Here is a 14,499-nt window from a genome sequence, read left to right as displayed (position 1 = left end):
CGCTGTTAACCTAAATGGATTTTTTCAGCATCAAGCACCATTTGTTCATCGGCAGTACTCACAACATTTTCAGCATGGACCTGAAGCTCACCTTCCACTAAATGACGACTGCTACCTGTTTGTTTCTCATCATGATCACGAACAACTTGAAATCGCTCACCTAAACGAGAAAGCCACATTTCAACAACATGATCCACTTTATCTGCGACGACATTCATCAATTTGCTGATCACATGGGTTTTCGTCGCCACTAAACTTGCATCTTGGCTTTGTACCGCTAAGGTTTGACTGCTACTGGTGATCGCATCCGCTTGCAAATTTATATTATTCATTGCTTGGGTCGACACATCGTTACCCGATAAGTGTAATTTACCCTTTACACTGAATGATAAGTCACCTTGATGATTGATTTGAGCTTGATGAGGATCCTGTTGTACTAAGACAGATAACAACCAACCTTCGTTATTGTTATCGATGGCCACGAGACAAAGATCGCCTTCACTGGGCTGTAATAAACACCCTGCAGCCAGCTTCACCTGACAAGGTTTTCCAACCACCAATACTGTCACAAACGCTTTATTCGTCACTGTACTTTCAGAAAAAGACACAACCCTTCCCGTCTCCATCTCAAAGTGACTTAAACTGCCTTTCACAAATGGTATTGCATTCATTATAAAACCCCTTTAGACCATTGCTCTGCTTCAGTTCTATCCGGATCTGTCCCAGTCGCACCTAATTTATTTGCATTTCCCCAATACGTATCTTTCATTAACGTTTGATGAAACTTTGCTCCCATTAAATGAGCCCCACTAAAATTAGCTTCCGTTAAATTTGCATGGGCAAAATCGACATACTCTGCGGTTATATTTTTAAAACAAGTTTGGTAAGCCACTGCCGAAGTCCAAATCGACTGCGAGATATTGGCACCAGTTAAATTAGCTTGAGACACATCGGCCCCTTCAAAACAACATCCGTTACAGACAGCCAACCCTAAATCGACTCCCGATAAATCCGATCCCATAAACGCACTAAAACTGGCTTGTACACCTCGTAATTTAGCGCCCGTTAACTGACTTTGGTTCACATAACAATGAGCTAAATAACAATCGCTTAAATCCACATCATGTAAATCACACTCGTTCAATTGCAAAGCAAAAAAGTGGACATTTTCGAATCGGTTTGTGGATAAATCGATATTTGATATCGATGACTTTTCAAAATGAGTACGAACAAACATAGAGTCGGTTAGCCTCACTTTTTGAAAAGCTGACTTTTCAATTCTGGTATCAATAAAATTAATTTGTGACAGCTCAGTTCCCGTTATCGCCAATGTTCTTAAGTTTGCAGCGCAAAAATCGATATGCTTAGCACTCCCCTCTTTAAACACACTTAAATGATGTACCGCCCCATTAAAGTTTACTCGCTCTAATTCACAGGCAGTAAAGGCCACTTGCTTACATTGCATTTCTTCAGCATCGACATTATGAAATCGACAATCATCAAAAATCACCCCTTTAAGCGCACTTTTAGACCAAATAGTCTGTTCAAATTCACAGTTTTTAAAACGACATTGACTAAAAGCGACCTCTGACAAGTTAGCTTGAGTAAAGTCACAATCAACAAAAATCACTTTCTTTAATGTAATACCAGACCAATCCTGCCCTTTAAAATTGACATTTTGATGATGACATTGACGCTGTAAACTATCGATAAGTTCAGTCTTGCTCATTCAAGTACTCCTGCTTATCGGCTAATAACGTTGCTTTAAAATTGCACCCTTTAACTTGAGTACTGCCCACGACCACATTACGTAAATCACAATTATATAAATTACTTCGATTTAACGATGCAGCCGTTAAGGTCGAACGCATAAAATTCGCCTGCATTGCATTCATGTCATTCATTTGGGCACCCGTAAAATCACTGCGCATGCAAATGGCTTGTTTTAAATTAGCACCATTAAAGTCAGCTTGAGTAGCCTGAGTATTCCCCATATAAGAGCGGGTTAAATCACTATTGCACAAGCGAGCTTGAGATAAGTTAACATCAGCTAAATTCGCCTGACTTAAATCACACTCTCTCATATTAACATTAATCAAAGAAGCCGTACCAAAACGCGCATTAACCATAGCTGAACCAGAGAAATTAGCGTCATTCATCGTCGCCCCCCAAAAGAGCGCTGAAGGCAGTTTCGCATTTTGCCAATCACTCTTTAACGCAGAAACCTTATAGCATTTAATCCGCTCACCATCGACTCGTTTTGCACTCACATTATCCATTTGAGCATTCAAAAAAGCGCCTTTTGTTAAAATGCTATCATCAAATTTAGCTGACGAAAAATTCGCTTTCACCGCCATAATGTTCTCTAAATTTGCATGTTGAATGCATGCATCACTAAAATCAGCCTCTTTCACCATCGCCTTTTTCAAATTGGCATTCGATAATTGCGCTTCTTTAAATTGACTTTCACCTAATAGGGCTTTTTCGAATGACGCCCCTTGCGCATTCACTTTATCAAAAATGGATTTACTTGCAATCACATTAGCAAACTGAGTGTGTTCGAGATTCGATTGCGTAAAATTAGCTTCATTTAATATTGAACGAGAAAAATCAGCACCCGATAAATCAAGCATAGACAGATCTACATTCGACAAATCCTTTTCCATCAGAGACAAACCTTGAGAATGATAATCTATAACTTGCTCTCTAGTCAGTTTTTCAAAACGTTTGTTTTCCCTATTTTGCTGTTTTAATGCAGCTAATCTAGGCTCGGCCTCTTCCGCTAAAGCTGACAATTTGTCCGTGACACCAGCAAAGGTTTTACCTGCGGCTTTAAGTTTATCCAATGCCGCTTTATCGTTAATATTTTGACTCCCTGTCGCAATCGCTTTTTGCGCATCACTGCCCATCTTTTTGACTTCAGCAGCGAGAGACAAACCGCTCGGAGCCGGTGCTTTAACATTACTTAATGCATTCAATACTTTTTCACGCGTTGCAGCATTCGGAACATTGTCAAAATGAGATTTCGCCTTTTCAAATTGTGATAACACCATTTGTTCAGGTGTCATCCCTGCTGGTATGCCCATTTCAGCAGATAATTTATCTTTTTGAAAAGCATATAACGCTTTAATATCCACTTTAGGTAAAGGGGGTTTTTCTTGCTGTTTATTCGTTGATTCGATCAATGCTGCCATTTCATTATCAACCGGTAATAACTCGCTAAACCAAGGTAATAAATCAATTGATTTTCGATAAGCATCTTGTATCGAAATATCATCTTTCAATCCAATCACGGTAATATCAGGAAAAGCCTCTAACCAAGGGCCGGTGTCTTCTATCCCTTCTCTATATAAGAACAATACATGACATTCATCAATGGCTGCTTGTGCCTCATCAGGTAGCGTATCCCCCACATTGGGCATTTCAATCACATTCGCCATTATGTGTAAATCTTGCGCCAAGAGCCACCCCATCGCCCTATCTTGACAAAGGATCACTGGATGACCTGGGACAATCTCACTATGCCAACCATGGGGAACACTGCCATCAACCCAAACACTGTTCTCTGCATCAAATAAACTGGGCCGACTCATTAATGCACTAAATTCACCCTCTTGATATTCTGGGATTAACCAACCCGCAGGCACAGTTAGCACTTTTCCAGATCCCAGTCCCCATTGTTCACTGCGATATAAAATCGGTGACGCTAAATAACCCAGCATAAGCTTTTGGCTATTGAGCATACGTAATCCTGCAGAGGTTAATATTTTTGCTTTAGGCTTCATCCCCTCAATCGCTAACGCAATCAATTGGCTGGCTTCATCATGCCAAGGATTATCAGCTAATGGAGACTCAATTTTAGCAATACTCGCCGCTATATCTTTTTCGGCTTTAGCCAGCTTTAAGGCTGAATCCGGGGTGGTTGGTTTGGGCAATTTAATTGACTTTAACCCCTTGACCGCTTCACTTTGCACCTCTTTAACTTTCGCACCCATTGCTGGCATTTGATATTTCATGGAAGCAAACTTTGTGATCCCTTTATCAATGCTAGCCAGCGCCTCAGGCGGAACAGGCATTGTGGCCAATTTTGCCTTCATATCGATAAGTTGCTGCATGCTGGCATCGAGACGCTTTGGTGTTTGGGCGATTAAATTCTCAATAGACGTTTTGGGTGTCGGTATTTCCCCTTTCGATTGCGCCACCTTAAAATCTATATAACTGGGCGTATCTTTTAAGGTTTTTTTTCCATCTTTCAATAAAATTTTTGCTTCTGCAAATTTTTCTTTAGCCGCTTTCACTCCTTCAGGTTCCATGGCCTTAGATAATTTATAATTAGCAATATAATTGGCATAATGAGCTAATGTTTTGGGCTCACTTTGGTATTCTTCAGACACAAGAAGCACATCCTTAACATCTAACGCTTCAGCATCTTTTACCGCAATCGCCCCTCTAAATATCATCACCCCTAATTGTTTTTCAGGAAAAAACCAAACCGTATCACTTTGTAGTTTTACTTCAGAAACAGCATATTGGTTAACTTCAAGTTCATGACGGATAAAGGCTCGGGGCTGATAACAAGGCAACATACCCGTTATGGTTTCAAATTTAGGATGAAGGTTAATTAAGCGGTAATCTTCCCCGCCAACAAAATCAGCATCAACACGCTGATCTTGCGAAGACTGATTAAAGAACAACCAATTAAAATCATTTGGAAAAGCAGGCCACTGCTGACGAAACCAAGTGTCATTATACGTTCCCATACATGCTGCACGTACAGGATGATCGATGGCTAAAGGTAAAAAAGATACAGGCTGCTGAATATGCTCATCCGATAACGACTGTGTATTCTTATCAGCATAAAAAACATTGGCTAGAGGTGCGTTCTCAACTCTTATTCCTTGCCCTACTGGATTTTCAACAACCTTTTCTCCTCCCCATGTTGCTTCCCAAGTCAATGCTTTTTGGGTAAAAGGCTTTGCATCACTTGGGATCAATTTATCTTTAATGCGTACCCAATGTCTGTCCCCATACACATCTAATTGCTTCTCTTTACCCGCAAGAGATGCTGAAACTCTGACGACTTTCCTTGGCATTTCACCACTAAAGGCATGCCCTGATAATAACCACTCTGCTTGCACTTTAGGTAAACCTGCGTCGAAGATCTCACCCTTTAAACTTTCAGTTACAATCGGCCATAGTGCTTGTTCACCAATTGGTTGGCTTGGGTTCAGTAAATCAAAGCCTAAAATCATACTTATCGAAAAGTGCGGTTTGCCATTCAACTCAAAGGGAACAAGAAGGATGGCATGTTCATTACTCTTTATTATTCTCATACCTTATAATTTCATACCTTTCAATTGTGTTATAATACTTGCTGCAGCTCGCTTCTCTCGCCTGTATAATAGTGAAAAACTGTTGCTATCAATAGCCCAAATGAATATCACTTATACCGTGTATATTTGCTATATTCACCTTCTCAATGAAATAAAACAACCTCGTGTCGATATTTCACTGATAAAATTTAATCATTACAGTTCCTATTAACCGAGTATACACACAAGATAAGACTAAAGACGAATGAATACAATTACATTTCAATATATTTAAAAGTAACAAAACATATCAAGCAACACTTTTAACAAAAACAAAACATAACTAAGCTTTTACTCGACCCAAAAATCACAATTAGAAAATAAATTAAAACTCACGACACAACTCAACATTTACGAGATCCCACAAACAATACTCTTAACTCAAACAAACGAAATAATAACAATCTCAATAAACAAGTACCTCTATTTATAATCGTCAAAACTGATGAATAAACATTTATAACACTCATGATTATAAAGGCAATGACCCTCCTCCCTATACAACAAGAATACCTTTTAAATGAAGAATCCAGTATTTTATCATCTTGATAAATTGAATATAAACAATAAAAATAAACACACAGTCCTATATAAAATAGAAACAATAAGAGCATTTATTTAAAAACAAATCAACATAACCCATTAAAAGTACCACTAGTTAGACTGCTTAGCCTGCAATCAATAGCGATTAGACCTTTGTCTAATGGTGGTGATAGATAAATAATATACTTTATATTAATCTTTTTTAATGTAAAAACACAAAATTAAAGAGTATAGGCTCTAGTGTCTAAATTTAATAAATCCGCTAAAATCAAACAAAAACTTAATCGATTAATCTTTAGGGAGGGGGAGAATGGTCAATAAAAATCGTTACAGTGCTTCTCGCGACGGAAATAGCGCTAATGCTGATTATGCAATAACGAACAAAGGCCTTAAGGTAGTATCTACATTTTCTTATTCGTTAACGGTCGGCATAAAAACAAGCATCACACTTGGCGCAACGAATTCGACTCAAATTGGCGTATCAACGAGTCTTTTTGCCGGTGGGAAAGTGGGATTTTCAACAGGCCCGACTCTGGATATAAAAGTAGCCACTAAAGCATTTGAGTTGAGTAAATGGAAAGTAGGCACCTCACAATCCCTTGCAGCAAAGCAGAAAAATAAGTTACTTGTCGATGAGTTGTCCATCTTAAAAAATAAAGTTATTTCGAGTACAAGTCAGTTAAGCACTATCGTTAATAAAGTTGATTTACATGAGCAAAACATTGCCACAAACAATCAGAAAATTGATATTAATGAATCTTCAATACAGAGTAATGGTAATCAAATCATTAACTCTAATGTTAAATTAACCAGTATAACCAATAAAGTAGAAACGATTGATTCTAATATTGAAGATATTGAATCGAAAGTGAGGCGTGCCGGTATTATGATGTCTTTTCATGATACTGATATGTCTGAAGCTGATATTCTTATTCGAGACGTAGGCACCATGTTTTTAGGCTAAACAAGTCATCTAAAGATATTAACGCTTGTTGAATGTTCCTTCGCGTTTCTTCAACAAAGTGGCTTTGTATTATCAATCAAAGTCTAAAATCTTGTTTATCGCTTTTTGCTGAGATCGAGCTACAATTTGCTATTCAACTCAAAGACAGCAAAAAAGATGGCATGTTCAACACTGAGTCACCCACCCGATCATTTATCCCTTTCAGCAGTATCATGATACTGCTCATTTCTAAACTGAATATGAGTGAAAACGGTGGCTGTAAAAACAGAAATAAATACACATTATACAGCTTATCTTGACTACATAACCCTTCCCAAATAAATCAAGTCAATGCTTATCAATATGCCATTAATAAAATTGTCTCTCTATCATTCCAATTAACTTAAAGATGATAACAAATAATATTGAATAGAAATAATTCCTAACTTGTAATATCCCTTATAGAAATGGTTATATTGTCAGCATATTATCCAGTCAACTTAAATGAATAAACTCATCTAAAAAAACAAACACGATACAAATATCGAAGTGTATTTTATCAACTGAGATTAAAATCAGCTTTTGGTTAATGTTAATTAACCAAACTAATATTGGTATCGTTTTATAAAACATAAAGATTAACACGCAATATTGAACAATATTACTCAACGTTTAATAGTAACAGATTAACTCACAATAAATAAACATTAAAAACAATATTATGAATAAATCCTACACAAGTAGGATACCAAAAAGTTGCCAGTCATTAGCACTTACACAAATGACACTACGCCCAATAATTTACAAAAGCTTACCCAAAAACACTGTAACTTAATTAAATTAAGTTAATATAAAAATAAGAAAATGCACTATTGCCCCCTTAATTATCATTTTAATGGTTCAGTAGTCGTAAAAAATTAATTAATTTATAAGGAGTAAAAATGAAAGGTAAAAATAGAAAGAGTTCAACAAAAGCAACAGGAAATGATAAAAGCACTGACTATACAATCACGAATAAAGGACTAAAAGTGGTATCTTCATTTTCATATTCTTTAACCATAGGAGCAAAAACCAGCATCACAATCGGCGCAACCAATTCGACACAAATAGGTCTTAAAACGAGTCTTTTTGTAGGCGGAAATATTGGAATAAATATAGCGCCCAAAACAGGCATCACTATTGGAGGAGATTCAACTTATAGTATTGATGACAAAAAACTAAAAAGTAAACAAACCATTGCCACAGCTAAAAAAGATGCCCTCATAGCAGCACACACTGAAGTCATAAATAATAAAATAACAGCATATAATGATTCAATTAAAACTACTCTTGAGAAAATAGACACCAATGGACAAAGCATTGAAAACAATACAGCAAAAATTGAAAACAATACGAATCATACAGCAAACCACACGACTAGAGTAGACAATGTAGTATCAATGATACAAGAAGTCGGTACCACATTTGATACTCACGAGTCAAAAATGTCGGAAATTACCGATAAAATACAGACGTTGCAAACCGAAATCAGCGAAAAAAATACCCTTGTATTAGAAACTGAGACCCATATTAATGAATCTAGCATAATGTTGCTTGGTTAATAGATCAATATCATGGTAATAGAATATTCACACTTATCTTCCAAGGATGGGTAACTAGCCTAACATTGTCATATCTGCTTCTACAATATTAATACCTGCTGATTGTAAAGAGGCATCATGATCAGCCAAAATCACACCCGCAGCCTCCACTTTAGTACTAACATGACTCAACTCAGCATCCACATTATTAAGTTGAGTCCCAATCGCCCCAACTTGATTCACTATTGTATTAACCCTATTGGTTTCAACATTAAGTGAATTGGCATTGGTGGTAATATTAGTAGTCGCAGTTTGTATTTGTTGGCCATGTAAAGTCAGTGCTGTCGCAACGCCTAATAATTTATTATTTGCAATTGCAACGCCTTCAGATATTAAATCCAATCGATTGGCCGCTAGCGTGGCTTCCTCAGCTGCAGCCTTCATCTCTGCGGTTACAAACTTTTTCTTATCAATAGTAAAATCACAGTGGGCTAATTTTAAATCTGTCTTAATTCCCGTAAAAGACGAAAAGGCGACCCCTAACGTACCTGAAAAAGTTGCTCCCGCTTTTAAACTAGACCACTGGCCAAGTGTAATAGAATTACTCGCCCCCATCACTAACGAATATTTATTTTCCGCTAATATTTTATAGCCACCAATAAAATCCAATTTTTTTTGGCTGTTTGCACCTTTACTGGGGTCGTTAAAAAGTGCATCTCCATCATCATCGTACTCTTTATCCCAAGTCGACATAAATAATCTCCAGCTAACAAAGACAAAAAAAGAAGCATACCGGAGTTTTTTGATATCATATATAGTGGAAAAAACAAACGAAAGGGTGAATAAATAAACAATTATTAATAAAGAGCCTCTTTTACATAAAAAACGTAAATATAATTAAATTTAAGTGTAATTATGCGGTTAAAGTAAACAAATAGACATTACAAGAGTAATGACAAATAAAAACAACACGAAAAAACAACAATAAAAAACAAATAAGACACACTTAAAAAAACAAAAAAATACAATTGAAAGGCAATATCATAAACCAATAAATAATACGATTAGAAACAGAATTAACTGAAATATAATAAACTTAAATAACCGCTTTTCCTGTTAGCCTAGTTACGTGTTATATCTATTTTTTATTGCATGCTTTTACTAAACACTTTGTACGTTAACTGAACAATGATATCACCTTATAACAATCAGACGTTCAAACCTGTAAACGGCCCCCATCGCCTTATATCGAACTCACTCAGCTCATCTCCCCTTTTCAATCATCATTGTATTTTCCTGATCTTCCATGATTGCGCTTGCTCAAGTTCAAGATCGGTTCCACTGCATCCTAAACGATTCGCACGAGTCCAATGGGTATTATCTTCTATCGTTAAATGAAACTTTGAAGAAGAAACGTCGGCTTGATGAAAAGAACAATTGGAAAGATCGGCATGAGAAAAGTCAGCATACTGCGCCTTCACACCACTAAAGTCACTCCCAACCACACTTGCCTCTTGCCAATTTGTTTGTGATAGTTCAGCTTTAGAAAAGTTAACCTTCTCCCCTATTATTTCTTCAAAACTACCGCCCAATACAATCGCTTGACTGAAGTCTGCATGACTCAAATCGGCACCTTTAAAGACACTATAAGAGGCTTGAGCACCAACAAAAGAGGTATGTTGTAATTGACTACCAATAAAGTAACAACTCTCAATACGGCAGTGACTAAAATCAACACCAGTTAAATCACAAGAGTTTAATTGTACAGCATAAAAGTTAACCGACTGAAAAGAGCTTCCTTTGAAAATCGTATTCGATAGTGACGTTTTCTCGATTATTGCACGATCAAACACGCAATCAGCGACCTCAATATCATTGGCTACAAATTTATAAAGCTTCGCATTAGTAAAGCTCACATTATCGAGTTGAGATTTCATCTGAACTAACATTGCTAAGTTAGCCCCATCAAAAAGCACACTTTTCTGAGCCGAACCTTTGTAAGTGCACATGTTTTGCTGAGACATTGAAAAGTCAAGATCCTTTAATTCACACTCAGTAAAAGCGACTTGCTCTAACACTGAGCGTACCCAAGTTACTCCTTGAAATTGACACTGGCTAAACTCTGCCATATTCAACATGGCATCATTTAACGACACATTAATAAACTGACAATTAACAAATCGAATGCGATTAAATTGTACTTGAGAAAAATCAATGTTGATGAATTGGCAATCTGTAAAAAATACTTGCTTTAATGTGATCGCAGGTAAAGACTCTCCACTCAACACTATATTTTCAAAGGAAAAAGATTCTTCAAGGGCTTCAATAAATTCAGTCTTATTCATGAATATATTCCTCCTTTTGAGCCAGTAATGTCCTTTTTAAATTACAACCTTTCATTGAATTGTTACCCAATGTGACCTTATACAGATCCGCATTATATAAATTCACATATTGTAATTGAGCAGACATGAGTGTCGACCGCATAAAATTAACTTGCATCGCATCACTACCATTAAAATTCACCAAAGTGAAATCACCTCGCATGCATTGCGCACCTTTTAATTTAACGGCTTCAAAATTAGCTTCTTTCGCTAAGACTTGATTAAAGCAAGTTGAACTTAAATCACTTTCACTCAGATTTGCCTGATATAATTCCGACTCTGCAAAGTTCGATTTCATCAATCTAGCCTCATTGAAATTCGCGTGATTTAACTTTGCTTTAGAAAAACGAGCATTAATTGCATCAATCGACGAAAAGTTTGCTTGGTCTAATTTAGCTTCCCAAAATAGGGCTTTTGTTAATGTCGCTCCTTGCCATTGACTATTTCGAGCGGATGCTTGATAGGCCTTCATCTTAGTACCATCAATATCACGTAATTGGGCACCTTCAAACATCGCATTAAGAAATATCCCTTTTGATAAATCACTGCCATTTAAAATGCAATCTGAAAAGTCAGCACCAATAGCCGACATTTGATGTAAACAGGCTTGTGTCATCACACACCCAGTAAAATGTGCTCCCGTCGCCATCGCACTAGCAAAGTGAGAGTTAGACAAATTGGCACCTTTAAAACTTGCATCCACTAACATGGCTTTATCAAATGACGCACCACTGGCTAAAGCATCATTTAGCAACAAACTGTCACCTATAATATTATCGAATTTTGCATCGGTTAAAATGGCTTTTGTCAGATCGGTACTCGACATAATCGATTTAGAAAAATCAACACCTGATAAATCCAATCCAGATAAATCAAGCTCTGATAAATCTCTCTCAACTAAGCTCTTATTATTGTCTCGATACTCAATCACCTCTTCACGTGTTAATGGGCTTAAAGGTAATATGGCATCATCAGAGGGGAGCTTAGCCGCCTCCATTTTTGCTTCAGACTCCTGAACAAAATCCGTTAGATCACCCATTCCCGATTTTAATTGCTCTCCTCCTTTCTTTATATTAGCCAGAGTAACCGGATCAGTAATATTTTGAGCACTGGATTGCAACACATCACCCAATTGACTTGATGCTTCCCTCATCGCTTCACTCAAAGATATTGGTTTAGATTGAAATAAGCTCAATTGCATTTTTTCTTGTAAGGCTTTTTTCATACTGGGGCTTGCAAAATCGCTCACGACTTTTTCTTTACTTTCAGCAAATTTATTAGCCATAGCTTGAGCAATAGTTTGCCCAGGCTTTATTCCCATATTGGATAAACTGGATTGATATTGATCATTAACCACTTTTTCAACATTAATATCAGGTAAATAAGACTTTGCTTGGCGCTTTGCTTTTTGACTTGCCGTCATTTCGACTGGCATCGCATCATCAGCTTTCAATGTTAAATAAGGTATAAACCAATCGACTAAATCGACGCCTTGTTGATAAGCATCTTGGATGAGTAATTGATTTTTCAACCCAATAAATTCGGCATCAGGAAAAGACCGTTCCCATTCTTCTAAATCATCGATTGCTTGTGTAAAGACAAAAATTTGGCTAGCAGCTTTAATTGCTTGTTCAGCCTCATCAGACACCTTATCCGCTAGAGATGGAAGCTCTATTACATTGCAATAAGGCTGTAGATCTTGTGCCAATAGCCAAGCAATCATTTTATCTTGGCACAATAAAACCGGTTGACCCACAACAATCTCTGAATGCCAAAATGCTGGCTCACTGCCATCAATTAATTGTTCAGTTGAAACATCAAATAAGTCAACTCGGCTGTTTAGTGCCGTAAATTGGCCTTCAGAATACTCAGGAAGCAACCACCCTCTAGGAATAAGTATTTCATCAGTATCTTTCAATCCCCATTCTTTACCTGAAAAAATCTGTGGAGCATTAATGAAAACCAACATGTGTTTTTTTATCGCCACATTTCTAAAGCCGTAACCTTTAAGTGTTGAAGCATAATCGGCTAAATTAAGTTGAGCAAGTCCAATAACTTGACTGGCTTTATCATGCCAAGGCTGTTCACTGGTATTTGACTCTAGTGAAGATATCGCCATTTCAACTTTTTGAAGTCCCTCAGCATATTGCTTTTTTATCTTGGGCGACTCTGACATGGGAAGAGGAGGTGGCGAAATCGACCGAGCTTGTTTAAACACTTGATTGTTAACTTCATTATAAGACTGCTCTAATTCACTAAACTTAACCTTTGATGCCTTAATTTTATTGATACTTGTTTCTATTTCCGTTATGGCCGATCTAGAAATGGGTAAATCAGATAGCTTATTTTTTAATTTTTCAAGCTTAATGATATTACGATCAAGCTGGGCGGGCAACGATTCAAGCAACACACTCGGTGTCATACTCGGTGAGGGAATTTTATTGGTTAATTGCCCTTGTTTGAATTTAAAATAACGGGGTAAGTCCGACAAGTTTTTTTTAGCTTGCGCAAGCTCATTTAACATTAGCTGCATTTTTTCTTGCGTTACCGCTATCACCTCAGGCTCATATGCTTTGCTTATTTGATAAGTACGAATATAATCCGCATAGTAATCAAGTGGTTTAGCTTGACTGCCTACCTCTTCCGTCACCAACAAGACATCCGTCACATCCAACGCTTCTTCATCAAAAACAGGGACACTGCCACGAAAAATTCGAATGCCTAATTGATTATCAGGAAAAAACCAAACAGTATCATTGCGTAATCGTACCTCAGTGGTTCTATATTCAATTTCAGCATTCATTGTCTCTTGTTCATCACTTGGATATTGGTGTGCTCGACTCTGTATCTGCTGACGAATAAAGGCTCGAGGTTGATAATAAGGCAAATAACCCGTAATGGACTCATGCTCAGGGTGTAAATTAATCAAACGATAAAACTCTCCACCTTGAAAGTTATCACTGTGCCATTGATCTTTCGAAGCTTGATTAAAAAATTGCCAATTAAAATCATGAGGAAAATGAGGCCACAGCTCTCTGTACCAGACTTCATCATAAGTTCCCATACAGTTTTTTCTAAATGGATGTTCGATTGCAAGCGGTAAAAACGACGCAGGAATAACAGCATGTCGAGATAAATCTTCCAATGTTGCATTGTTAGCATAAAACACACATGGAAGGGGGGCATTTTCAATGATACGGTTACAACCTAAAGCATTTTCCTCTATTTCTTCCCCTCCCCATGTCCATTCCCACGTTAAGGGCTGCTGAGTAAAATAATCAGGCTCACTTGGAACTAATTTATCTTTTTGAACACGCCAATAGCGTTGACCAAATACATCTAATGTTTTCTCACTGCCAGCCAATGCCACCGATACTCTTACCTGTTGACGGGGTTTGTGTCCAGAATAAGCATGGCCTGACACCAACCATTCTGCATTTAGCTTAGGCATTCCAGTATCAAACACTTCTCCTTGTAAACTCGCATTCACCCACTGCCACAATTTTTGCTCGCTAACGGTTTGACTGGGATCCAATAAGTCAAAACCCAAGATCATAGTGATCGCAAGATGAGGGCGACCCTTTATATCAAACGGTACCAGTAAAATACCATGCTCATCACTTTTTATTATCCGCATCAGAAAGCTCCGACAAAAAATTAGTTACAACCAAAAGCTC

The 14,499-nt window shown here is 37.3% G+C and carries 8 protein-coding genes; 2 read left to right on the top strand and 6 right to left on the bottom strand.

All coding sequences use genetic code 11. The annotated features are described in order from the left end of the window. Positions 1-5 precede the first annotated feature (5 nt). Genes Q0779_RS16455 through Q0779_RS16445 form a run of 3 tightly spaced genes read right to left on the bottom strand, consistent with a single transcriptional unit; the run spans position 6 to position 5,333 of the window. Positions 6-671: a DUF3540 domain-containing protein gene (locus Q0779_RS16455; protein ID WP_298774171.1), complete on the bottom strand. Its 666-nt coding sequence runs from the start codon at positions 669-671 to the stop codon at positions 6-8. After that, positions 671-1,729 carry a pentapeptide repeat-containing protein gene (locus Q0779_RS16450; protein ID WP_298774170.1) on the bottom strand — a complete coding sequence of 353 codons (1,059 nt, stop codon included), beginning with the start codon at positions 1,727-1,729 and terminating at the stop codon, positions 671-673. The genes Q0779_RS16455 and Q0779_RS16450 overlap by 1 nt, the downstream gene beginning before the upstream one ends. Next, complete coding sequence (locus Q0779_RS16445) at positions 1,716-5,333, bottom strand: DUF2169 domain-containing protein (RefSeq protein WP_298774169.1); 3,618 nt, start codon at positions 5,331-5,333, stop codon at positions 1,716-1,718. The genes Q0779_RS16450 and Q0779_RS16445 overlap by 14 nt, the downstream gene beginning before the upstream one ends. Before the next feature lie 892 nt (positions 5,334-6,225). Here Q0779_RS16445 and Q0779_RS16440 point away from each other — a divergent pair. Next, positions 6,226-6,879: a hypothetical protein gene (locus Q0779_RS16440; protein ID WP_298774167.1), complete on the top strand. Its 654-nt coding sequence runs from the start codon at positions 6,226-6,228 to the stop codon at positions 6,877-6,879. Positions 6,880-7,799: 920 nt separating this feature from the next. Continuing rightward, positions 7,800-8,459 carry a hypothetical protein gene (locus Q0779_RS16435; protein ID WP_298774166.1) on the top strand — a complete coding sequence of 220 codons (660 nt, stop codon included), beginning with the start codon at positions 7,800-7,802 and terminating at the stop codon, positions 8,457-8,459. A 54-nt stretch (positions 8,460-8,513) separates the two neighbouring features. Here Q0779_RS16435 and Q0779_RS16430 read toward each other — a convergent pair whose 3' ends face one another. The 3 genes from Q0779_RS16430 to Q0779_RS16420 form a co-directional block, all read right to left on the bottom strand. Further along, entirely contained in the window at positions 8,514-9,191 is a 678-nt protein-coding gene (locus Q0779_RS16430) for a hypothetical protein (RefSeq protein WP_298774165.1), read from the bottom strand. 530 nt (positions 9,192-9,721) lie between these two features. Then, positions 9,722-10,783, bottom strand: coding sequence for a pentapeptide repeat-containing protein (locus tag Q0779_RS16425; protein WP_298774164.1), 1,062 nt, complete (start codon positions 10,781-10,783; stop codon positions 9,722-9,724). Next, positions 10,776-14,459 (bottom strand): DUF2169 domain-containing protein, encoded by a 3,684-nt coding sequence (locus Q0779_RS16420; RefSeq protein WP_298774163.1) that lies wholly within the window; start codon positions 14,457-14,459, stop codon positions 10,776-10,778. The genes Q0779_RS16425 and Q0779_RS16420 overlap by 8 nt, the downstream gene beginning before the upstream one ends. Positions 14,460-14,499: the final 40 nt, after the last annotated feature.

Origin of the sequence: uncultured Shewanella sp. (genome assembly GCF_947491715.1) — a bacterium.
Taxonomy (GTDB): Bacteria; Pseudomonadota; Gammaproteobacteria; order Enterobacterales; family Shewanellaceae; genus Shewanella.
This window is presented reverse-complemented; position numbering and strand designations above follow the sequence as displayed.